General features: G+C 50.8%; 22 protein-coding genes. 16 read left to right on the top strand and 6 right to left on the bottom strand.

The features are described 5' to 3' along the window. Positions 1-10 precede the first annotated feature (10 nt). Both mutL and miaA read left to right on the top strand, forming a co-directional pair. On the top strand, positions 11-1915 hold the full coding sequence (mutL, locus tag ACM5Q9_RS11260) for a DNA mismatch repair endonuclease MutL (RefSeq protein ID WP_418144839.1): 1905 nt from the start codon (positions 11-13) through the stop codon (positions 1913-1915). 130 nt (positions 1916-2045) lie between these two features. Beyond that, on the top strand, positions 2046-3014 hold the full coding sequence (gene miaA / locus ACM5Q9_RS11255; protein ID WP_418144838.1) for a tRNA (adenosine(37)-N6)-dimethylallyltransferase MiaA: 969 nt from the start codon (positions 2046-2048) through the stop codon (positions 3012-3014). Between the two features lie 73 nt (positions 3015-3087). Here the strand turns inward: miaA and purM are convergent, their stop codons facing one another. After that, positions 3088-4137 carry a phosphoribosylformylglycinamidine cyclo-ligase gene (purM, locus tag ACM5Q9_RS11250; protein WP_418144837.1) on the bottom strand — a complete coding sequence of 350 codons (1050 nt, stop codon included), beginning with the start codon at positions 4135-4137 and terminating at the stop codon, positions 3088-3090. A 61-nt stretch (positions 4138-4198) separates the two neighbouring features. Here purM and ACM5Q9_RS11245 point away from each other — a divergent pair, with 61 nt between their 5' ends. Genes ACM5Q9_RS11245 through folK form a run of 5 tightly spaced genes read left to right on the top strand, consistent with a single transcriptional unit; the run spans position 4199 to position 8494 of the window. Beyond that, positions 4199-5266: an AI-2E family transporter gene (locus ACM5Q9_RS11245; protein WP_418144836.1), complete on the top strand. Its 1068-nt coding sequence runs from the start codon at positions 4199-4201 to the stop codon at positions 5264-5266. Then, positions 5259-5936 carry a DnaA regulatory inactivator Hda gene (gene hda, locus ACM5Q9_RS11240; RefSeq protein ID WP_418144835.1) on the top strand — a complete coding sequence of 226 codons (678 nt, stop codon included), beginning with the start codon at positions 5259-5261 and terminating at the stop codon, positions 5934-5936. Before ACM5Q9_RS11245 ends, hda begins: the two co-directional genes overlap by 8 nt. Then, a complete protein-coding gene (locus ACM5Q9_RS11235; protein WP_418144834.1) occupies positions 5933-6616 on the top strand; it encodes an HAD family hydrolase in 684 nt (227 codons plus the stop codon). Before hda ends, ACM5Q9_RS11235 begins: the two co-directional genes overlap by 4 nt. A 25-nt stretch (positions 6617-6641) precedes the next feature. After that, positions 6642-8027 (top strand): polynucleotide adenylyltransferase PcnB, encoded by a 1386-nt coding sequence (gene pcnB, locus ACM5Q9_RS11230; RefSeq protein ID WP_418144833.1) that lies wholly within the window; start codon positions 6642-6644, stop codon positions 8025-8027. Further along, positions 8024-8494 carry a 2-amino-4-hydroxy-6-hydroxymethyldihydropteridine diphosphokinase gene (gene folK / locus ACM5Q9_RS11225; protein WP_418144832.1) on the top strand — a complete coding sequence of 157 codons (471 nt, stop codon included), beginning with the start codon at positions 8024-8026 and terminating at the stop codon, positions 8492-8494. The genes pcnB and folK overlap by 4 nt, the downstream gene beginning before the upstream one ends. A 231-nt stretch (positions 8495-8725) precedes the next feature. Here the strand turns inward: folK and ACM5Q9_RS11220 are convergent, their stop codons facing one another. After that, a complete protein-coding gene (locus tag ACM5Q9_RS11220; RefSeq protein ID WP_418144831.1) occupies positions 8726-10255 on the bottom strand; it encodes a fumarate hydratase in 1530 nt (509 codons plus the stop codon). A 49-nt stretch (positions 10256-10304) separates the two neighbouring features. Then, positions 10305-11072: a crotonase/enoyl-CoA hydratase family protein gene (locus tag ACM5Q9_RS11215; protein WP_418144830.1), complete on the bottom strand. Its 768-nt coding sequence runs from the start codon at positions 11070-11072 to the stop codon at positions 10305-10307. 129 nt (positions 11073-11201) lie between these two features. Between ACM5Q9_RS11215 and glyQ the strand changes: the two genes are divergently transcribed. From glyQ to ACM5Q9_RS11180, 7 genes are all read left to right on the top strand, one after another. Continuing rightward, on the top strand, positions 11202-12101 hold the full coding sequence (glyQ, locus tag ACM5Q9_RS11210; RefSeq protein ID WP_418144829.1) for a glycine--tRNA ligase subunit alpha: 900 nt from the start codon (positions 11202-11204) through the stop codon (positions 12099-12101). Then, complete coding sequence (gene glyS, locus ACM5Q9_RS11205; protein ID WP_418144828.1) at positions 12102-14228, top strand: glycine--tRNA ligase subunit beta; 2127 nt, start codon at positions 12102-12104, stop codon at positions 14226-14228. Next, complete coding sequence (gene gmhB / locus ACM5Q9_RS11200) at positions 14225-14764, top strand: D-glycero-beta-D-manno-heptose 1,7-bisphosphate 7-phosphatase (protein ID WP_418144827.1); 540 nt, start codon at positions 14225-14227, stop codon at positions 14762-14764. Before glyS ends, gmhB begins: the two co-directional genes overlap by 4 nt. Before the next feature lie 5 nt (positions 14765-14769). Continuing rightward, entirely contained in the window at positions 14770-15501 is a 732-nt protein-coding gene (locus ACM5Q9_RS11195) for a lysophospholipid acyltransferase family protein (protein WP_418144826.1), read from the top strand. 57 nt (positions 15502-15558) lie between these two features. Then, positions 15559-16260 (top strand): M48 family metallopeptidase, encoded by a 702-nt coding sequence (locus tag ACM5Q9_RS11190; protein WP_418144825.1) that lies wholly within the window; start codon positions 15559-15561, stop codon positions 16258-16260. Positions 16261-16418: 158 nt separating this feature from the next. Then, a complete protein-coding gene (gene gloA, locus ACM5Q9_RS11185; protein WP_418144824.1) occupies positions 16419-16838 on the top strand; it encodes a lactoylglutathione lyase in 420 nt (139 codons plus the stop codon). 37 nt (positions 16839-16875) lie between these two features. Further along, a complete protein-coding gene (locus tag ACM5Q9_RS11180; RefSeq protein WP_418144823.1) occupies positions 16876-18441 on the top strand; it encodes a YdgA family protein in 1566 nt (521 codons plus the stop codon). Between the two features lie 177 nt (positions 18442-18618). On the opposite strand, the gene ACM5Q9_RS11175 is transcribed toward ACM5Q9_RS11180, so the two are convergent. Together ACM5Q9_RS11175 and ACM5Q9_RS11170 are read right to left on the bottom strand one after the other, a co-directional pair. Next, entirely contained in the window at positions 18619-19281 is a 663-nt protein-coding gene (locus ACM5Q9_RS11175) for a hypothetical protein (RefSeq protein ID WP_418144822.1), read from the bottom strand. 91 nt (positions 19282-19372) lie between these two features. Then, a complete protein-coding gene (locus ACM5Q9_RS11170; protein WP_418144821.1) occupies positions 19373-19801 on the bottom strand; it encodes a hypothetical protein in 429 nt (142 codons plus the stop codon). 493 nt (positions 19802-20294) lie between these two features. On the opposite strand from ACM5Q9_RS11170, the gene pyk reads away from it, so the two are divergent. Beyond that, entirely contained in the window at positions 20295-21734 is a 1440-nt protein-coding gene (gene pyk, locus ACM5Q9_RS11165; protein WP_418144820.1) for a pyruvate kinase, read from the top strand. Between the two features lie 89 nt (positions 21735-21823). Beyond that, entirely contained in the window at positions 21824-22969 is a 1146-nt protein-coding gene (locus tag ACM5Q9_RS11160; protein WP_418144819.1) for a glycerate kinase, read from the top strand. Positions 22970-23062: 93 nt separating this feature from the next. Here the strand turns inward: ACM5Q9_RS11160 and rsmA are convergent, their stop codons facing one another. Beyond that, on the bottom strand, positions 23063-23881 hold the full coding sequence (gene rsmA / locus ACM5Q9_RS11155; protein WP_418144818.1) for a 16S rRNA (adenine(1518)-N(6)/adenine(1519)-N(6))-dimethyltransferase RsmA: 819 nt from the start codon (positions 23879-23881) through the stop codon (positions 23063-23065). Positions 23882-23883: the final 2 nt, after the last annotated feature.

The raw sequence follows: 23883 nt of genomic DNA, 5'->3' as shown, positions 1-23883 counted from the left end.
TTTAGGCAAAATGCCAAGACGCCATATTTCCCCTCTTCCCGATCAACTGATCAGCCAAATCGCCGCAGGCGAAGTCATCGAGCGCCCCGCTTCTGTATTAAAAGAACTGCTTGAAAATGCCATTGATGCACAGGCGCGAGCCATTGAAATCCGCCTTGAAGGCGGAGGAATCAAGCGCATTTGCATTACCGATGATGGCACCGGCATTCCCAAAGATGAACTGCCTTTGGCGCTTATGCGCCATGCCACCAGCAAAATCACCTCTCTTGAAGAACTGGAATCAGTCAATTCCATGGGCTTCCGTGGCGAAGCACTCGCCTCGATTGCCTCGGTTTCCCGGCTTGTGATTACATCACGTACCCAGGCAGATGAGCATGCCTGGCAAATCGATGCCGCACATAACGAAGTGACCCCAGCTGCCGGTGGTTATGGCACAACCATCGACATGCGCCAGCTATTTGACCAAATTCCTGCCCGCCGCAAATTCCTGAAATCGGAAACAACAGAGCTGGGACATTGCCTGGATGCCCTTGAAAGAATTGCCATGGCTTTTCCCGAGGTGGCTTTTCGCCTGTTCCATAATGATAAAGCCTACCGCCAATGGATAAGCACCGACAATTTTCAACGCATCCGCGACGTCTTGGGCGCCGAGTTCATAGAAGCGGGTATTCCCGTCAAGGCCGACGTTGGCCTGGCCAGCCTGCATGGCTTGATTACCCAACCCAATGCGGCCCGCAGCCGTGCCGATAAACAATATCTGTACGTTAATGGCCGCTATGTACGCGACCGCACGGTGTCACATGCAATTCGTACGGCCTATGCCGATGTCTTGCACGGTGATCGCCAGCCGGCCTATGTATTGTTCCTGAACATCGATCCCAATACGGTCGATGTGAACGTTCACCCTGCCAAACATGAAGTGCGCTTTCGCGATAGCGGCGCGGTTTACCGTTTTGTCTCGCAAACCGTGGCATCGGCACTGGCCAGTGTAGGCGGACAGCAAGATGCCATGAACCGGCTGCCTGCCCAGATGCCAGCCGGGCTTGCACCAGCAACCTTGCCGGTTACCGGCAATGAGGCGCCGGCCAGCCGTCCTTCGGCAAGTTTCAATCCCTATCAACGACAGGCACCCCTGGGGCTAGACCATCAACAGGCCTGGATCCAGGCCTATAGCCCGCTCACGCCCCCAAGCCAGACCCCCTCAACCCAACTCAATGAACATACGCAGGTGGCCGACACCACTGCCGCAGGGAGCACAACCTTCCATGCGCCTGCTTACACCGCAAGCACTTCAAGCAAAACACAACTGTCCTCACTGCCCGAACAGGATACGTTTCCTTTAGGCATGGCCCTGGGCCAACTGCATGGCATTTATATTCTGGCCCAAAACTCCAAAGGACTGGTACTGGTTGACATGCACGCTGCCCATGAACGGGTCGTTTACGAAAAGCTTAAAATCGCCCTGGACAATCACAGCATGCCAAGGCAAGACTTGCTGGTGCCAATCGTTTTTCATTGCTCTGAAAAAGAAGTGGCTTTACTTGAAGAGCACCGGGATGCTTTACAAACACTCGGCCTTAACTTAACTGCCGCTGGCCCGCGTGCAATTACCGTACGTTCGGTTCCGGCATTGCTGGCTCATGGTGACATCGAATCGCTGGTCCTTCATGTGCTGAAAGACTTAAGCCGGGCCGGCATTTCCAAACATTTAACCGAACAACGCAATGAATTGCTGTCCACCATGGCCTGCCACGGTTCCGTCAGGGCCAATCGCCGCCTGAGCATAGAAGAAATGAATGCCTTGCTGCGTCAAATGGAGCAAACTGAAAGGGCAAACCAGTGTAATCACGGTCGCCCCACCTGGTTTCAATGGACCATGAACGATCTGGATAAACTCTTCATGCGCGGACAATAAACTATTCATTTTCCATCAAGCAAGATTAAGGTAATGCTAAACTAGCCAAAAATCAGGCAGTAAACAGCTGCCTTTTCTTATTTCTGCATTTTTATTTCTTTAGCAGGCCTTTGCCGCCCAACCAGACACCATGCCAACCCAGGACACCAGGCATCAAGCCATTATTTGTATTGCAGGGCCCACCGCATCAGGCAAAAGCGCCAGTGTGCTGGCCATTGCCCAACGCTGGCCCATTGAAATCATTAATGTGGATTCCGCCACCATTTACAAAAGCATGGATATTGGCACCGCCAAGCCATCCAAAGAAGAACAGGCGCAAACCCCACAGCATTTACTGGACATCCGGGATCCGGCACAAACCTATAGTGCCGCCGAGTTCACCCGGGATGCCGCGAAACTGATCAAGGCGATTCAGGCCCGTGGCCGGATTCCAATCCTGGCCGGTGGTACCATGATGTATTACAAGGCCCTGCGCGAAGGACTGAATGAACTGCCTGCAGCCTGTGACGAGATTCGCCAGGAACTGGAAAATTTTGCCCGCCAGCATGGCTGGCCTGCCCTGCACGCGGAACTGGCCAAGGTTGACCCGGCTACGGCTGCCCGCCTGGCCCCCAATGACAGCCAGCGGGTACAACGTGCCATGGAAATTTATCGCATTTCAGGCAAGCCCATGTCCGTACTGCTTGAGCAACCGGCAGAAAAAGCCGGTGATTTTCCATACCAAACCATCAGCCTTGAGCCTGCCAACCGTCTGGACTTGCACGAGCGTATTGCCGCCCGATTTGACCAGATGCTTGAAAAGGGGTTTGTTGAGGAAGTCCAACAGCTTAAACGGCGCCCCGATCTGCATGCTGACCTGCCATCCATTCGCTGCGTGGGATACCGGCAAATATGGGCACACTTGAATGGCGAGTATGATTTGCCAGAGGCCCGTGAAAAAGCCATTGCCGCCACGCGCCAGCTGGCCAAGCGCCAGATTACCTGGCTGCGAGCCCAACCCGACCGAATCCGGATTGATTGCATGGCCCATAATGTAGCCAAACAGGTTATTGACGCCATTGCCCATGACATGGAAACCTCCCTGCAGGCAATGAGCTAACCATAAAACAAGGGCTTGCCACGGCAAGCCCCCATATTGCTTTTTTGCGTCGTTTTATCTTAAACAACGACAGTTAAACAACCACGGTTTGTTCCATGCCCTCTTCCTGAGGCACAATTTCACCCAATTGGTAAACGGTTTCACCCTGCTCTTGCAAAGTGGCGGCAATATCATCAGCCTGGCTGGCTGAAACCACAATAACCATGCCAATCCCGCAATTAAAGACACGATGCATTTCGGTGTCCTCGACATTACCTTCTTTCTGGAGCCACTTGAACAACTCGGGCATTTCCCAGGCATCTTTGCTTAGGCGTGCGGACAGGCCTGGCTGCAAAATACGAGGCACGTTGTCCAGCAAACCACCGCCTGTTATGTGGGCCAGGCCTTTAATGTCTGTACCATGCTTGGCAAGCGCTGCCAATACTTGTTTAACATAAATGCGGGTAGGCGCCATGACCACGTCGACCAATGGCTGGCCATGGAATTCGTCATTAGGCTGGGCACCGGCACGTTCGATAATCTTGCGGATTAACGAAAAACCGTTAGAATGCGCACCACTGGATGCCAGGCCCAGGATACGGTCACCCGCCTGAATGGATTTGCCATTGATAATTCTGGATTTTTCTACCGCACCAACGGCAAAACCGGCCAGGTCATATTCTCCGTCAGGGTACATGCCTGGCATTTCAGCGGTTTCACCACCAATAAGGGCACATCCTGAAAGTTCACAACCCTTGGCAATACCGCCAACCACGCTGGCAGCGGTATCCACCGACAGTTTGCCGCAAGCAAAGTAGTCAAGGAAAAACAGGGGCTCTGCCCCTTGTACCAGGATATCGTTTACACTCATGGCTACCAGGTCGATACCTACCGTATCATGACGGTTCCACTCAAAAGCGAGACGTAATTTGGTGCCTACACCATCAGTGCCGGAAACAAGAACAGGTTCCTTGTATTTTTTTGGTACTTCAAACAAAGCCCCAAAACCGCCAATCCCGGCCATCACGCCTTCGCGCATGGTTTTGGCAGCCAATGGCTTAATGCGGTCAACCAATGCATCGCCAGCATCAATATCCACACCGGCATCACGATAGGTCAAAGAGGATTTTGTTGAATTTGTCATGAGAAACGAGCCTAAATATGTAAAAATGTCATAAATCAAATGGAGTAAACGCAATTTTACGATGAATGAGAAAAATTTACGTAGAAATCAGACACTTTTGTGGTCAGGAGTTGGAATTTGCCTGCTCATTCTACTTTATATCCTGTCTCCGGTGCTTACCCCGTTCATGCTGGCACTGGCGCTGGCCTATATTTTAGCCCCTGGCGTAGAATTGCTGGTGCGTTTACACATGCCGCGCTGGCTGGCTGTCTTCTTCATGGTATTTTTACTGTTCGCCATCATTTTGGGGTTCATGCTCATCATCATTCCATTGCTGCGCAGGGAAATCAACCTGGTCCTGGAGCAATTGCCATTGTGGATACATCAATACAATACCCAGCTGGCACCCAACATTGATGAATGGCTTGGGGTAGACAGCAAACTTGATATCACTCACATTCGCCAGCTGCTGCAAGATGCCGTCACCGGCACCGACAGCCTTTTCACCACTGCGATCAATTACCTGAAAGCCAGCAGTGGCACACTAGTTTTCTATATCGCCAGCGCGATGCTTACGCCAGTTGTCCTGGTTTACCTGCTATTCGACTGGCATACATTTCTTAACCGCTTCAGTGAAATCATTCCACGCCGCTTCCTGCATCCTACCCTTGAAATTGGCAATGAAATAGACAAACTGCTGTCCAGTTTCCTGCGCGGGCAAATCCTGGTCATGATGATTCTGGCCATCTATTACAGTATCGGACTGTCGATTGCCAGCTTTGACAGCGCCATTCCGATTGGCGTCATTACCGGCATACTGGTTTTTATCCCTTATTTAGGCTTCGGACTGGGATTATTGCTCGCAATCCTCTCTGCTCTATTACAATTCGATGGTTACTATGGCCTGATTGCCGTTGCCATTGTTTTCGGCATAGGCCAGGTTTTTGAAAGTTTATATTTAACACCCAAGATCATGGGTGACCGGATTGGCTTGCATCCTCTGGTCATCATATTTGCCCTGTTTGTGTTTGGCGAAATTTTTGGATTTTTTGGCGTTCTGCTTGCCCTGCCGACCAGTGCAGCCCTGTCGGTATTGATCCGTCGCGTTTATGGTCAATACCTGAATAGTACTTTTTATACAAATGAATGAACAATTAACGCTTGAAGTATCCCCTATTCCCGAGCCCACCCTTGAGAATTTCATTGTGGGGCAAAATGCCGAAGCCATCAACACGCTACGTCACATTCTGCCAGGGCAGGCGGTTTACCTGTGGGGAAGCAATGGCTGTGGCAAAACCCATTTGCTCAAGGCAATGGCTGCCTGCCACCAAGGGGTCTATTTCAATCATGAAAGCCAACCCTTCCTGGAGTCTATTATCTTCCAGAACACACCGCCGCTGGTCGCCATCGATAACATCGAATCTTTAAGCGAAGACCAGCAGGCTGAACTGTTCAGCCTGTACAATGAATGGAAGCTGCGCAAAAACACATCCGATGCCTTCATCCTACTGGTGTCAGGTAATGTTTCTGCACTGGCCATGCCTATCCGTGAAGACCTGCGGACCCGGCTTGGCTGGGAACTGGTGTACCGGCTCGAACAGCTTAGTGATGAGCAACGCCTTACTGCCTTGCAAAACCGTGCCCATGAAAAAGGCCTGCAATTAAGCCATGAAGTCACACACTGGATTTTCACCCATTATTCGCGTGATATCGCCGCCCTTTTCAACCTGCTCGATGCCCTGGACACCTATTCACTGTCTACCCGACGCCCTATTACCGTACCTTTACTCAAGGCTTTTTTTATTAAAACAAAATCATGACTGCTACCAATCTGGCCCTTTTTGATCTTGACCACACTTTGCTTCCCATTGATACCGATCGTGAATGGGTTGATTTCCTGGCACGCAACAACCTGGCAGGCGACCCTGAAGCCATCCAGAAAAAAAACCATGAACTCATGGAAAAATACACGGCCGGCATCCTGAAAATAGAAGAATCGGCCGAATTCATGCTGGGTTTCCTGAAAATGCACAGCCCTTATGACCTGGCCCGCTTCCATGAACAATTCATGTGTGAAGTGGTACGGCCTGCCATCCATCCGAGCGCGATCGATCTGGTTCGCCGGCACCACGAAAACGGCGATTTGTGCTGTATCGTCACGGCCACCAACTCTTTTGTAACCACCCCGGTAGCCCGTGCCTTTGGCATTGAGCACCTGATTGGCACCCTGCCCGAATATGTCAATGGCCGCTTTACCGGACGAGTGGAAGGCATCCCCAGCTACAAGGAAGGCAAGGTAACCCGCGTTAATATGTGGCTGTCCGCCATGGGTAAAAAACTGGGCGATTTCACTGAAAGCTATTTTTACAGCGATTCGCAAAATGACCTGCCCCTGCTTGAAATCGTGAGTAACCCGGTTGCCACCAACCCCAATGAAGTACTGCGTAAAACGGCAAATGACAAGGGCTGGCCTGTTATTGATCTGTTTGCATTAAAATAACGACATCTTTATTTACCCTGTTCATATGATCAAAAGCACCATTAAAAGCTTCGTCAACCGCCTGTTCAACTCGCCGGCCAGCGACACCAAAAAAACCAAAGCCAGGATTTACCACCAGGAACAGCATGGCATCGATCGCCGGCTTGTCTCGCGCAACGCCATCAAGGTTTGCGAGGTGTTACACCAGAAAGGTTTCCAGGCCTATATCGTCGGAGGTGCCGTTCGTGACCTTATCCTGGGCCTTGAGCCCAAGGATTTTGATGTGGCCACCAATGCCACTCCCGAAGAGGTGCGTGCCAGCTTTCGCCGTGCCCGCATTATTGGCCGGCGCTTTCAGCTGGTACACGTGGTATTTGGGCCTGAAATCATTGAAACCTCAACATTCAGGGCCAACAGCAATGGGCAGAACAAGACTGACGAACATGGCCGCATCCTGAACGACAACGTCTTCGGCACCCAGGAAGAAGATGCCGCGCGACGCGACTTCACCCTTAACGCCCTGTATTACGACCCGCTTACCGAGGAAGTGATCGACTACCACAATGGCCTGTCAGATCTTCGCAAGCATATCGTACGCATTATAGGCAATCCTGAAACACGCTATCGTGAAGATCCTGTCCGCATGCTGCGTGCAGTCCGCTTTGCAGCCAAACTGAACGGCACCATCGAACCGCATACCCAGGCGCCCATCAAACAGTTGGCCGAGCTCATCTCCAATGTGCCTGATTCCCGCCTGTTTGATGAAACCCTTAAGCTGATGACCTGCGGCAATGCCCTGTCCTGCCTGAAACAGCTACGCGCAGAAGGCTTGCACGAAAGCACGCTGCCCTTGCTGGATGTGGTCCTGAAGCAGCCCGGTGGCCAGAAATTTGTGGAACTTACCCTTGAGCGCACCGATCACCGTGTCCGTCTGGGCAAATCGGTCAGCCCCAGTTTCTTGTACGCTTCCCTGTTATGGCGCCTGGTTGATGTTTACTGGAAACGCAATATTGCCAAAAAAGAACCCCCGATGCAGGCGCTTATCAATGCGGCAGACCAAGTGCTTGAAGAACAGGTTCACAAACTGGCTATCCAGCGACGTCATACCACCGATATGCGTGAAATCTGGTTCATGCAACCACGCTTTGAACACCCTGTTCCCCGCCAGATCTGGAAAATGACCGAGCAACCCCGTTTTCGTGCGGCTTGTGATTTCCTGCAATTACGCGCGGCCTGCGGTGAATTTGACAGTGTCGAGGCACAATGGTGGATGGATCTTGCCGATACCGATGCGGCAGGAAAAATCCAAATGATTGAAGAACTGACGCAAAAACAGAAAGGCACACCCGCTGCTGCCACCGTGCGTAAACGCCGCAAGCGTCGTTCACCTGCACGCAAAAAAGCCGCCCTGCCCCAACAGGACAATGCATGAACACCGCCTATATCGGCCTAGGCTCCAATCTGGGTGAAAGCCGGAATATCCTGCAACAGGCATTGGCCGACATTAGCGCGCATCCGGCCATTCACACACTGGCCTGCTCCCGCTTTTACCGTAGCAGCCCGGTTGATTCCTCGGGGCCAGACTATGTCAATGCGGCTGCCCAGCTTGAAACAAGCCTGTCATCACTCGATTTGCTGCATTTCCTGCAATCGGTTGAAAACCGCTACGGTCGCGAGCGACCTTATGTAAATGCGCCCCGCACCCTGGATCTGGATATCCTGCTGTTCAACGATGAAACCAACGATTCAGCCGAACTTACCCTGCCACACCCACGCATGCACCAACGGGCCTTTGTACTATTGCCCCTGCAAGAGCTGGCACCCGGGCTTGTTCTTGCTCAAGGCCCTCTTAATACACTATTGGAACAATGCAAAGATCAGGGTATTAAATTACTTTAAACCCAAAGTTCCAAATTTATCATTATGAAAACATACGGGCAGTTGCAAAAGTGAAAACGCCGCGTACTCGTTTCCACGCTCCTGCGTGGGAACAAGCGTACATTTTGGGGGCACTTCAGAGAGTAGGAACAAGCGTAGCATTGAACTGCTTTCGCCATTAATTAAAAACCCCGCAAAACCGAATATTTTCTGCGGTTTTGCGGGGTTGATTCACAGCGTCAGGACTGAAAATTACAGTTCTTCGACCGCTACCGGAATTTTTCCGATTTTGGATTGCCATTCCCTTGGGCCTGTTTTATGTACAGAAGTCCCTTCGGAGTCAACCGCTACGGTTACCGGCATATCTTTCACATCAAACTCGTAAATGGCTTCCATGCCCAGGTCTTCGAAACCAACCACTTTGGCGCCACGAATGGCTTTGGAAACCAGATAGGCGGAACCGCCCACCGCCATTAAATAGGCAGATTTGTGCTTACGAATCGACTCGATCGCGACAGGACCGCGCTCGGCCTTGCCAATCATGGAGATCAGGCCAGTTTTTTCCAGCATCATGTCGGTGAATTTGTCCATCCGGGTGGCCGTCGTTGGGCCAGCAGGGCCAACCACTTCGTCGCGTACCGGATCAACCGGGCCCACATAATAAATAACACGGTTGGTAAAATCAACGGGCAACGGTTCACCTTTGGCCAGCATATCCTGGATACGCTTGTGTGCAGCGTCACGGCCGGTAAGCATTTTGCCAGACAATAACAAGGTTTGGCCGGGTTTCCAGCTAGCCACTTCCTCTTTGGTGAGGGTGTCCAGGTTAACCTGCTTGGACTTGTTGTAATCAGGGGCCCAGTGAACTTCCGGCCAGTCTGACAAAGAGGGAGGTGTTAACACGGCCACGCCAGAGCCATCCAGTACAAAGTGGGCATGGCGGGTTGCCGCGCAGTTTGGAATCATGGCAATGGGTTTGGAAGCGGCATGAGTGGGGTAAGTCTTGATTTTGACATCAAGCACGGTTGTCAAGCCACCCAGGCCTTGCGCGCCAATCCCCAGCGCATTCACTTTTTCATACAGTTCGATACGCATTTCCTCGAGCTTGTTTTGCGGGCCACGGGCCAGCAACTCGTACATATCGATGTCTTCCATCAGTGACTGCTTGGCCATTAGCATGGCTTTTTCAGCAGTACCACCCACCCCAATACCCAGCATGCCCGGAGGACACCAGCCGGCGCCCATTTGCGGAACGGTTTTCAGGACCCAGTCAATAATGGAGTCGCTAGGATTCAACATGGCAAACTTGGTTTTGTTTTCAGAGCCACCGCCTTTGGCCGCAACCTGAACATCAACCTTGTCGCCGGGAACCAACTCTACATGCAAAATACAGGGGGTATTATCTTTGGTGTTCTTGCGTTCAAAAATAGGGTCATCCAGCACGGAAGCGCGCAGCTTGTTATCGGGATCGGTATAACCACGACGCACCCCTTCATCGCAGGCTTCCTGCAAAGTGCCTTTAAGCTCGAACCGGACATCCATGCCCACTTTCAGGAAAACGTTCACGATCCCGGTATCCTGGCAAATGGGCCGGCGACCTTCCGCGCACATGCGGGAGTTGGTCAGGATTTGCGCGATTGCATCTTTTGCTGCCGGGCTTTCTTCACGCTCGTAAGCGCGGGCCAAGTGCTGGATATAATCGGCCGGGTGATAGAAACTGATGAACTGGATCGCATCCGCGATGGACTGAACCAGGTCGTTTTCTTTGATAATGGTAGTCATGCTTTGATCAACTTTTTTCAAAAAACTAACGGTTAACAACTTTAATGAATTACTTGCCTTTCCAGACCGGAGCCCGTTTCTCGGCGAATGCGGTTGCCCCTTCTTTGGCATCTTCAGAAGCAAAGATATGTGCCATGCGTGGCTGTTGCAGGGCAAACATGTCTTCCTGGCGCCAGTCTTGCGACTGCACGACAACCTGTTTGACCGTACGAACGGCCAGGGGACCATTGGCCGCAATCTTGTCAGCCAATTTTAGCGCAGCTTCCAGGGCTTTGCCCGGTTCCGTCAGCTGATTGACCAAACCAAGCTGGTGGGCACGCTGTGCGGGAATCATGTCGCCGGTTAATAAAATTTCCATCGCAACGTGATAGGGCAACCTTTGCGGCAGGCGCAGCATGCCGCCAGAGCCCGGCACCAAGCCACGTTTTACCTCGGGCAAACCAAACTGGGCATTCTCGGCCGCCACAATCAAATCGCAGGCCAACGCCAGTTCGCAGCCGCCCGCCAACGCATAGCCTTCAATCGCGGCAATCAGGGGTTTTTGCGGTGGTGCTTCACACAGCCCGCCCAGCCCACGCCCCGGCACCACAGCACGGCGCTGGGTTTTGGCAAATTCTTTTAAATCCATGCCCGAACAAAACGTATTGCCCTGACCGGTAAGGATACCAACGGTCAGGTCGTTATTGGCATCCAGCTGGTCAAGCGCGGCAGCCAGCGCAAAGGACGTATCGTAAGTTAGGGCGTTGCGGGCCTCGGGCCGGTTGATGGTAATGACCAATACCCTGCCAATGATTTCTGATTTCACCAATTCTGTCACGGTTGTCTCCTGTCGGTTCTAGGTTAATTCGGGCATTTTACCCCTTCAAGCGGCAATTTATCCCTAGAACCACGACAAATACCCTAAAATCCAAGGTTTAGTTATTCATCCGATGCTAGAGTCGAATTCATGCTTACTTTTCAGCAAATCATCTTAAAACTTCAGGAATACTGGGACGCACAAGGCTGTGCGCTACTCCAGCCTTACGACATGGAAGTGGGCGCGGGTACTTCCCACACCGCCACTTTCTTGCGCGCCATCGGCCCAGAGCCCTGGCATGCCGCTTATGTGCAGCCGTCACGCAGGCCCAAAGATGGCCGCTACGGTGAAAACCCCAATCGCCTGCAACACTACTATCAGTATCAGGTTGTGCTCAAGCCTGCACCACCCGAGATTCTTGACCTTTACATCGGTTCCTTGCAAGCACTGGGCATCAATCCCCAGGAGCACGACATCCGCTTTGTTGAAGATGACTGGGAAAACCCCACGCTGGGCGCCTGGGGCCTGGGCTGGGAAGTCTGGCTTAACGGCATGGAAGTGACCCAGTTCACCTACTTCCAGCAGGTGGGCGGCCTGGATTGCCCGGCGACCACCGGTGAAATCACCTACGGCCTTGAGCGACTGGCGATGTACCTGCAAAACGTGGAAAGTGTCTATGATCTTGTCTGGACCAGGCGGCCTAATGGCGATGCCGTTTACTACCGCGACGTTTTTCACCAGAACGAAGTTGAACAGTCCACCTACAACTTTGAACATGCCTCTACCGAGATGCTGTTTGCCCATTTCAACGACTATGAAGCTGAAGCCAAAAAACTGGTCGAGATTCCATTGGCACTGCCTGCCTACGAAGTTGTCCTGAAAGCCGCGCATACCTTCAATATGCTGGATGCACGGGGCGCCATTAGCGTTACCGAACGGGCCAGCTATATTGGCCGTATCCGCAACCTGTCCCGTGCTGTTGCCCAGTGCTATTACGACTCCCGCGAACAGCTTGGCTTCCCGATGCTGAAAAAACAAGAGATTGCATAAATGTCAACGAATCCTTTACTGATCGAATTACTTACCGAAGAACTACCACCCAAGGCATTGCAAAAACTGGGCAAGGCATTTGCCCAGGGCGTTTACGAATCTTTAAGCAAACAACACCTGCTAGGTGAACAGTGCAAGCTTGAATCTTTTGCTACACCTCGCCGCCTGGGTGTTCGCTTAAGCCAGGTATTGGCGCAGGCGCCCGAACAGGCATTTGCCGAAAAACTCATGCCCGTCAAAATCGGGCTTGATGAAAACGGCAATGCCAGTGCCGCCTTGCAAAAGAAACTGGCCTCCAAAGGCCTTGAGCACTTGGGCGTCGCCGATCTTACCCGCGAGTCCGATGGCAAACAGGAATATCTAATCGCCAAAGGCACTGCTCCCGGTGCACAATTGGCCGCTTTCCTGCAAACTGCCATCGACGAAGCGATTGCCGGCCTGCCGATTCCCAAAGTCATGCGCTATCAGCTGGCCGACGGACAAACCAGCGTACGTTTCGTGCGTCCCGTGCATGGCCTGGTTGTCCTGTTTGGTGACCATGTCTTGCCAGTGAGCATACTGGGCATTTCATCCAGCCACGTTACCCGAGGACACCGCTTCCTGAGCAATGGCCCCATTCAGTTAACCCATGCCGACACTTACGAGCAGCAATTGCGCGACGAAGGCAAGGTGATTGCGTCTTATGAAGATCGCCGCGATATGATCAGCACCCTGCTGGCCAATAAGGCAGCCTCACTGGGAGCCACGATTGGCAATGATCCGGAAGTAACTGCCCTGCTGGACGAGGTTACTTCACTGGTGGAATACCCGGCTGTCTATGTCGGCCAGTTCGAAGAAAAATTCCTGGCCGTACCACCCGAGTGCCTGATCCTGACCATGCGCCTGAACCAGAAGTACTTCCCCCTGTTCGACCCGGCCACTGGCAAGCTGACGCACCGATTCCTGATTGTCAGCAACATGGACATCGAGAATCCGCGACAAATCATCGAAGGCAACGAACGGGTTGTCCGCCCACGCCTGGCCGATGCCGAATTCTTCTTCGAAACCGACCGTAAAATGCCGCTGGCCGCACGGGTTGAGCAACTGGCCAGTATCGTTTACCACAATAAACTCGGCACGCAACTCGACCGTTCTGAACGGGTCCGTAAAATCGCTTCCTACATTGCCCAGGAACTCGGTGCCAATGTCGCCCTGGCAGACCGGGCAGCATTGCTCGCCAAGGCCGACTTAAGCTCCAACATGGTTGGCGAGTTCCCCGAACTGCAAGGTATCATTGGCGCCTATTACGCCAAAGCCGATGGCGAGCCCGAAGACATCGTGACAGCCCTGGCAGACCAGTACCGCGTTCGTTATGACAAGCCGGTCAGCCAGGAAACACTCACCTCGGTCATTTTATTTATTGCCGAGCGGACTGAAAGCCTGGTCGGCATTTGGGGCATTGGTCTGGTACCTACCGGAGAGCGTGATCCCTACGCCTTGCGCCGTGCCGCCCTGGGCCTGATCAGTGCCGTCGAGCAGTTGGCCGCCGGCCATTTCCTGAACCTGCAAACCAAACTCACGCTGAATACTTTGCTTGACTTTGCCGCAGGCACCTTCGAAAACATCAGCCTGAATCCAAACACCGTGGCTGAAGTGCAGGAGTTCATTTACGAACGCTACCGCAATCAGCTTAATAACGATTATGACCGCTCGGTGGTAGATGCCGTTATTGCTTTGGCACCACCCCTGCACGAGATTATCGACCGGATCAAGGCCGTTACCGCCTTTGCACAATTGCCCGAAGCTGAAAGCCTGGCTGCCGCCAACAAGCGAATCGCCAATCTGCTGAAAAAAGTTGACGGCTCACTGCCTGCCATCAATACCGAGATACTGCTTGAACCGGCAGAAAAAGCCTTGGCCAACACCATTGAAAAAATCCAGCCGGTTGCCCTTGATCACTTTGACAAAGGCGAATTTGAAGCAAGCCTCAGCAGCATTGCCAGCACACGGGAGGCCGTTGATGCCTTCTTTACCGATGTGATGGTCATGGCCGAAGACCCAACCATCCGCAATAATCGGCTGGCTTTGCTTTCACAGTTGCATGGTGCCATGAACCTGGTTGCTGATATTTCCAGGCTGGCAAAATGAAGCTCGTTATTATTGATCGAGATGGCGTCATCAATGAAGATCGTGCCGACTTTGTCAAATCGGCCGACGAGTGGATCCCCCTGCCCGGCAGCCTTGAAGCCATTGCCCGGCTGTACCGGGCCGGCTGGAAGGTGGTCATTGCCAGCAACCAGTCAGGCCTGGGCAGAGGACTGTTCAGCATAAGCGACCTGAACGCCATGCATTCCAAAATGCACCAGGAGCTCACTTTGCTGGGAGGGCAAATTGATGCCATTTTCATTTGCCCTCATACCCCCGATGAAGGCTGCTCCTGCCGCAAGCCCTTGCCAGGCCTTTTTCACGACATCATTCGTCGCTACGAAATCGACCCAACCCAGGTACCTGCAATTGGCGACTCCTTGCGTGACCTGCAGGCAGCCCATGCCGTTGGCATGAAAACCTGGCTGGTGGAAACCGGCAACGGCCTGAAAACAAAAAATGACCCTAATCTGCCACCCGGCACGCAAATACGTGCCAGCCTGGCTGAGATTATCAACGAATGGTTAAGGGAAAATTAATCATTATGCTTTTTTTACGTGCCCTGCTATTCCTGGTTTTTCAAACCATTACTTTGATTCCCATCGCACTTGGATGTTTCCTGCTGCTGCCTTTCCCCTTCAAGTGGCGCTACCGTTTCACGGTAAGCTGGCCCCACCTGCTTATGTGGGGGGCCAAATATATTCTTGGCATCAAATGGGAAATCAAAGGAATGGAAAACATTCCGGCAACAGCGGTTGTTTTCCTAAGCAAACACCAGTCTGCCTATGAAACCCTGCTTTTCCCCTGGTTTTCGCCTAGGCCAGCCTGCTTTATTTACAAAAAAGAGCTGAATTACATCCCGTTTTTCGGTTGGGGTCTGGCCAGTTTGCGCAATATCCCCATTAACCGTTCCGATCGCAAGGGTGCCATGCAACAGGTCTTGGAGATTGGGGCCAAACGCCTCCACGCAGGACATAGTCCGGTGCTTTTCCCTGAAGGAACCCGGATTCCGGTTGGTCAAAAAGGCCGCTACCAATCAGGTGGCGCACGTCTGGCCGTCCATGCCGGGGCTTCAGTGGTTCCGGTAGCTCACAATGCCGGAGAAGTCTGGCCACGCAATTCTTTCATTAAAAAACCTGGCCTGGTTACCTTCTCGTTCGGCCCTCCCATCTCTTCCGAAGGCCTTACCCATGACCAGCTCAACCGCAAGGTAGAAGCATGGATTGAAGGGGAAATGCGTGTACTTAGCCCACATCGTTATAACGACCAGGCCTGATTTCCCTGAGAGCGGTTGCACGTAAACCATGCATCAATCTTAAAACACCAGCCGCCCATGGATAAGATCCCCTACACCCTTCGGCGCTCCAATCGTAAAAGCATTGGCTTTACGATTAATGCCGAAGGGCTCAGAATTACCGCCCCCAAGTGGGTATCACAGGAAATCATCAACCAGGCCATCCAGGAAAAGAAACCCTGGATACAAAGCAAGCTTTTACAGTGGCAACAACATGCAACCCCTGTCCTCCACTGGCAGGACGGCATGCAGCTTCCCTACCTGGGCCGGCAAATTATTGTGCAACTGGATCCACAACTTGCTTCCTGTCGCTACCAGGGCAATTACAACCTGGCGCAAGATAACGATATTCTCTCTGTCAACCTGCCCTACACGGCCAGTGCCCAGGCCATTAAAACCGCCTGCACCCACTGGTTTCAGGGGCGTGCCCTGGCCTGGTTTGAAACCCGCCTGCACCATTTTCAACACAGCAGCGGTACTAAACCGGTGCGCCTTGGCCTGTCCCGTGCAACAACCCGTTGGGGTTCCTGCAATTCAGATGGCAGTATTCGACTGAACTGGCGCCTGATTCATCTTTGCCCTGAGCTGATTGATTATGTGATTGCGCATGAACTTGCCCATTTGAAGGAAATGAACCACAGCCCGCGCTTCTGGGCCGAAGTTGGACGTATTCTGCCCGATTACCAAGCGGCTAAAGCCAGGCTTAAACAAACCAGCCTGCGCGAACTACCCCTCCTTTAAGAAACCCATAAAACGGTAACACACATTAAATTTTCACTTATATAATGCTTTTGTATGTTTGTTGCAGCAACCGTCATTCAAATGCATTCCGCTCATCATTCTGCAAAGACAGGTTTGCTAAAATAATCCGCTTGTAACCATTTCCACCAGGAGTCATCATGCAATTTCTACATACCATGCTTCGCGTCGGTAACCTAGAACGCTCTATCGAATTTTATACAAACGTGATCGGCATGAAACTTTTGCGCCGCTCCGAAAACCCCGAATACAAATATAGCCTGGCATTCCTGGGATTTGAATCCAACCCGCAACAGGCGGAACTTGAGTTGACCTATAACCATGGGGTTGACTCCTATGAACTGGGCACTGCCTATGGCCATATTGCCATTGGCGTTCCCGATGCCTACCTCGCCTGTGAGGCAGTCAAGGCTGCAGGTGGAAATGTTACCCGTGAAGCCGGTCCCGTCAAGGGCGGCACGACCGTCATTGCCTTCGTTGAAGATCCCGATGGATACAAAATCGAACTGATCGAACGCAAAGATATGCAGGCTGCAGGAACTGGCTTGCACTCGCAATAAATCCTGTCAAACATCCGTAAATTTATAAGGGTACATTATGAAAACAACAAATATTGTTATTGGCGTGCTAGTTGCGGCCGGTGCCGTATGGGGAGGCTCAACCTGGTACATTGGCCAGCAGTCCAAAGGCCAAATCGATCAGTCCATTAGGAATGTCAATGATTTTCTGGCACAAGCCTCTCCCTATATCAGGCTGAGCGAAGTCAGTTATGAAAAAGGTTTTCTTTCTTCAACCGGCATCTATAAACTGAACATAGATATACCCGACTTACCAGAAGAGCTTGCCAATATCACCTTCCTGAACAAGGTTTATCATGGCCCCTTGCCGTTAATTCAGGAAGGTCGCTTTACCCCCGCTTTGGCCATTAGCAAAACCACCCTTATTAACAATGACAATACAAAAAAACTGTTTGAAGCTGCCAATGGACAGGAACCATTTACATCCAGCAGCATACTTTCTTTTGCCAAAGAAATAGAAAACACGATTAAAACAGCAACACTGAAGTTTGTTGATACGAATGGCGAGATAACCGTGGAGCCGATGCAGGCGCTTACCCACACCAATCTTGATTATGCCTTTATCAATACAGAAGCCACCGGTGGCGCCATTAAAGCAAAGGGTAAAAGCACGGCCAGCCTCTCTGTAGACGGTTTTCAACTTAGCAACAAAACAACCCGTACCGCCAACAAAAACTATGTCGGTGACAGTGCCCTAAAATTTGGCAAATTCAACATTGTCGATCCTGCGCAAACCATATTAATCGACAACATTGACATGACGGCCCGTACCACGGAATCACCTAATGGCCTGCTTAATGGTGACGTTACCTATTCCGTGAACAAAATCAATGTCAACAAAATTGATTTTGGCACAACCAGCATGAAAATGTTGTTTAACAATGTCGACATGAAGGCCGTGAATGATTTTAGCCGGGCCACAGCCAACCTGAATCTCGCCTCTGCCTCACCGGAAGAGGAAGCAGCACTGGACAAAGAGTTTGAAAACCTGTTTTTCAAACTGGCTGATGCCAAATTTGAATTCCACATTGATCCCTTAAATATAAAAGGAACTACCGGTGAAGCCTTGCTGAATTTCGGCGTTGTTTTTAACGGAGAAAAAGCCTCTTCCGCATCAAGGAATTCAATTGAACTATTTGCCACACAAGCATTGCGCAAAGCCAATCTTTCTTTTTCCATTGATGACAACCTTATCAAGGAATTTGGTTCAGGCATCATGCAGGTAACTGAAGGGGCTGACAAAGCCACTGCAGATGCGGAAGCACAAGTCATCTCAGGAATGGCGGGCATGATTGCAGAACAATCCGGCATGGCGATTTACAAAGATGGAAAAACCACCTCGTCGGTCAGCTATGATGCAGACCAACCAGAAGGCAGTCAGATTGATTTTAATGGCAAAAAAATGGGCTTGAACGAGTTCGCCATGACAGCATCCTCCCTGCTTGGCCTTACAGGTTCATCGGCTGCCCCTGCTCTGCTAAATGAGGAGGAGCTTTTTCAAGCCCTTGAAAACGATACGGTAGAAGAACCAGCAGAACAAATGAATGAACCAGTAGAAGAAGCTAAACAGCAAAAAGCTGAATAAGCCATTGATGCGGCCTAAATGCATACCATACCAGGCCGCTCTCCGGTATACGGATTAATTGAAACTGATATTAATCAGGAAGAATTCAATCCGGCCTTTTTTATTAACAGGTGATTTTAGGCTATCACCTGTTAATATCTTCTCTTATCTGGCCTATGTACATTTTTGGCGAGCCGGTTAATTGCTACCATAAAAAGCACGCATTCGCTGCGCATCAACTTCATTAGCTGATGCAATAGCCTGGGTTTGCCTTGGCGAATTTGCTCTAACAGTGCTTGCTGGTACTGCATTAACCGTAGAAGCAGCGGGCGCCACTCTTGGCGCTACATTACTGACCACCGCATTATCAGGTAAACCCTTGGCGGTTGCTGTGCTGGGACAACGTCGGCCGGTTGCTTCATAAGCCATGCGGTTCACGTCTTCCCCAAAACAGAAAAACCGCATATCAGCAACCTCTTTGTAACCCAGTTTATAGGCAATACTGGTATCCTCCCGGGCATTACAAGCATCCGATTCCCCCGCTACAGATCCACCCAAACCAAATCCGGTAAACCCAACGCCAATGGTATTGGATTGTCCGCAATTATTAGCACCGCCAAACATGCTGGATGGTGCATATACGTTGGGAGTGGTATGAATCCGCTGGCTCTTTCTTTGCTCTGATCCCTCAAAATTAAGATTGACGAAGGCTGCAGATCCCGCATCAACCACTGAACTGGAACCCGAACTTGAACCCGCAGTTGCTCCTGATGAAGAATTGGCGTCAGAACCAACATTAATTTGCGCCGATACCTGGGTGGAAGCAAACAACAAAGCGATGACAGTAAATATTTTTTTCATGGCGAATCCTTTAGGAGGGGGGGCTGACCCCCTCCAAGAGTAATAAGCGTATTATAATTTTATGATTTTTGATTGCGGTTATTAATTTTGGTTAGTTGGGGTTATACCAACCAATCATACCGAAACCACCAAAACCACCAAAGCCACCGGCTGTACCGCTATGAGTACCACCTGCGCTACTTGAAGAATTTTGACCGGCATTTCCAAAAGAATAGCCATTACCAGATTGTGAAGAGAATGATCCGCCACCTGTAGAGGTATCAACTCCACCTGGGCTCATGGTCACGGTGGCACTGGCACCTGAAACATTCGCTGCAGTAGACTGGTTACCAGAAACACCGCCACCGCCAAAAAAACCGCCTGAACCTTGCATGCCAGAGGTACTTGACCCTCCACCAGACTGGCTGGACGCACCTCCTCCCGCGCCAAAAGAACCAAAACCCATGCCACCGCTTGCTGCATAAGCACCGCCTGATGCCAAAGCCAAGACTGATGCAGAGATAAGTAGTAGTTTTTTCATTTTGCTGCTCCTTTACGGATTCATTTTTGAACCGGATGCCGTCCGGTACGGGTACTGCAAGCTGAAATGATTTGCTTGATCCTTAACATTCAATAATGTCTTCAAGAACAACAAACCATCCCATCCACTTCGGTAAACACTAAGGGAGTGAAACCGAAACCTTGATTTGCTACGTTTTTGAAACGAATTGCTTCCTCCCTAATACCAAAGGGAATTGATTTTTTTGTTCTGAATAAATTACAGAAACAGTGAAAGTTAAAACTTATATATTTTTATTTTCTAAAACTTGTACTGCTATAGGATTTTGAATTACTGATAGTAGATAAGAATTTATGTATGATGGCCCAGTACTTGCCGGAACCACTTTATTTGCTGCATACCTGTTTTTCTTGAAATTAATTCTACATGAATCAAAAAAGTTTTCAACACCTAAATTGATATTTCCTTACTTTTTTGTAACAAAAAAATTTTTACCTAGTGAGAAAAAAACAAAATGAACCTTAGACGTACCAAAATTATCGCAACTTTGGGACCCGCAACACAAACGCCAGAACAAATTGAAAAAATGATACTGGCAGGCATGAACGTCGCACGATTAAATTTTTCCCATGGCAACCATCATGAACATCGCCAAAGAGCCAACGCTATCAGGGCAATAGCATGCAAGCTGCAAAAAAATATTGCCATCATGGTTGATTTGCAAGGCCCCAAAATCCGTATTGCCCGTTTTCTCAATAATCATGTCATGCTGCAGACTGGCCAGCCATTCATTTTATCCAACACACATCCACACCATGCAGGCACCGAACATATTGTCGGCATTGACTACCCTGCCCTGCTTACCGACTGCCAGGCGGGAGATGAGCTACTGCTAGATGATGGCCGCATCGTACTGGAAATCACCAGTATTGAGGGCCAGGAAGTGCACACCCGTGTTCTGGCAGGTGGTGTACTTTCCAACAACAAAGGTATCAATCGCAAAGGAGGCGGCCTTTCTGCCCCAAGCCTTACCAGCAAAGACAAGGAAGACATCAAGCTTGCCGCCGAGATCCAGGCCGACTACATTGCCGTTTCGTTTCCACGCTATGGCAACGATATTGAACAGGCCAGGCAGCTTGCCCAACAGGCTGGCAGCCATGCCTGGATTGTTGCGAAAATAGAGCGCGCTGAAGCAGTGGTCGATGACCTGGCACTGGATGAGCTGATTAAGGCCAGTGATGCCGTCATGGTGGCACGTGGCGACCTGGGTGTCGAAGTCGGCGATGCCGAGCTGGTGGGCATACAGAAAAAAATCATCCTGCATGCCCGCACCCTGAATAAAGTGGTTATTACCGCCACTCAAATGATGGAATCCATGATTTCCAATCCGATCCCCACGCGTGCCGAAGTTTCCGATGTCGCCAATGCAGTACTAGACTATACCGATGCAGTCATGCTGTCAGCCGAAAGTGCCTCAGGCAATTATCCGGTAGAAGCCGTCATGGCCATGTCACGTATTTGCATGGGTGCGGAAAAACATCCTACTTCAAATAAATCCGGTCATCGGCTGGGGCAGGTTTTTACTCGCTGTGACGAAACCATCGCCCTTTCCGCCATGTATGCTGCCAATCACTTTCCTGGCGTCAAGGCGATTATTTCACTTAGCGAAAGCGGTCATACTCCCCTGATCATGTCACGCATCCGCTCTGGCGCCCCCATTTATTGCTTTACCCGCCATATAGAAACCCAAAACCGCGTTGCCCTTTTCAGGGGGGTTTATCCTGTCAATTTTGACTGCAGCCACCTGGATCCTGCTATGCTAATGCAAGCTGCCCTGGATGAATTGAAAAAACACCAAACCCTGAATACCGGTGACTGGATCATTGTGACCAACGGCGACATTAACGCCCCCGAATGTGGCACCAATAGCATGAAAATGATCTATGTAGATTAATTTAAATCTAAATTAAAAATGAAAATTAACCCGTTACCACGCTCTGAAATGAACTCATTCCAACGCTCCCGCGTGGGAATGCATAAACCATGAAAATCATCATTGCCCCTGACTCGTTCAAAGAAAGCCTGCCTGCCCATAAAGTGGCCAGCGCTATTGCCAAAGGCGTAAAGCAGGCTACGCCAAATGCAAAAATTCATTGTGTCCCTATGGCTGATGGTGGAGAAGGAACCGTGTTGGCCATTGCACAAAGCACCCGCTGCCGACTCATCCAAAGCACGGTACAAAATGCAATGGGCCAATCGGTTACAGCCACCTGGGCCATGATCAACAACGAAACGGCTATTATTGAAATGGCCAGTGCGGCCGGTCTTGAACAAATCCAGCCCCAGAACAGAGATGTACTGTGTGCCAATACATTTGGGGTTGGCCAGCTTATTCTTGAAGCGTTAAATCAACAGGCCAGGCACATCATACTTGGTCTGGGCGGATCAGCCACCAACGATGGCGGAGCTGGCATGGCAGCCGCTCTGGGCATTCAATTCATGGGTAAAAACAACACATTACTGAAACCCCACCCCAAAGAGATGGTTCGGCTTGAAAAAATTGATCTTTCCGGCATGGATCAACGCCTGTCGCAGATTAGCTTTACCCTGGCATCCGATGTCAATAATCCTTTGTGCGGACCCCATGGTGCCGCTGCGATTTTTGGTCCACAAAAAGGGGCCACGCCAGAGCAGGTTCTGTTCCTTGACCAGGTCATGGCGAATTATGCCGATATTACCGCCGCCACACTTGGCAAAGATATGCGTCATGAACAAGGTGCAGGCGCTGCAGGAGGACTTGGTTTTGCATGCCTGAGCTTCCTGAAGGCCCAGTTTCGTCCCGGGGTGGAAATTGTTGCCGAGTTTGCTGGGTTGGCGCAGCTTATTGAAAATGCCGATCTGGTTATTACGGGTGAAGGAAAACTTGACGAGCAGACCCTTCAGGGCAAAACCCTTGCCGGCATAGCTGCCCTGGCACAACAACATAACGTACCGGTTATTGCGATTGCTGGAACGCTGGGCAACAATTATCAGGCGCTGTACAACAAAGGAATTACCGCAGCCTTCAGTCTGTGCAATGGTCCCATGAGCCTGCAAGAGGCCATGCAAAACGCATCCTGCCTCCTACAGGATCGCAGCCGGGATATTATGCAGGTTTTTCTTGCTAGCCTTTCAGATAAAGGCATTTAAAGACATAGGCTTGAACCAATTAAAAACCCCATAAGCTTGAATAGTTCAAGTTTATGGGGTTTTTAATTGGTTCAAGCCAGTTTAATTTTATCGCTATGAATCGTTTGACTTGTTCCCACGCTCTAGCATTGGAACGGATATTTTGCCACTATCCAGCAAATAATCTGAAAGGCGAATAAAATCAGCCACGCTCAACGACTCGGCACGGGCAGTTTCCTTGATGCCAACCGCCTCCCAGTCTATTTCCCAGTCGGATAAAGAGCGACGCAGCATTTTACGCCGTTGAGAGAAAGAACGCGCGACCACCTGTTCAAAAACCCGCCATTGTTTGGGTGCAGGACGGGATTCAGGCAAAGGAATCATGCGCACCACGGCCGACATCACCCGCGGAGGGGGATCAAATGCTTCGGGTGGCACATCAAAAAGCCAATGGATCTTATAACGGGACTGCAACATCACTGACAAGCGACCATAATCGGATGAGCCCGGCTTTGCCACCATCCGGTCTATAACCTCTTTTTGCAGCATAAAATGCTGATCCTGCACCTGATCGGCAAAATCCATCAAATGAAACAGCAACGGACTGGAAATATTGTAGGGCAAATTACCCACCACCCTCAAGGGTGAGCCAAACTGGCTAAAATCCACCGTCAATGCGTCTGCCTCATGGACAGTTATTTTTTTAGGGCTATAGGTATTGCGTAACCGCTGTGCGAGATCACGGTCAATTTCCACTACTGTAAGGTGATCAAGGCAGGCCATCAAAGGAGCCGTCAGGGCTGACAGCCCCGGTCCGATTTCCACCACCTTGTCACCACGGCCAGGATTCACTGCACGGACAATCGCTTCTGTTACGCTTTCATCCACCAGAAAATGCTGGCCAAACCGCTTTCTTGCCTGATGTGCTGTCATAT

The sequence above is a fragment of the Advenella sp. RU8 genome (assembly GCF_048381675.1).
Taxonomy (GTDB): Bacteria; Pseudomonadota; Gammaproteobacteria; order Burkholderiales; family Burkholderiaceae_B; genus Advenella.
The sequence above is the reverse complement of the archived record's forward strand: the minus strand, read 5'-3'. Positions and strand labels throughout refer to the sequence as shown.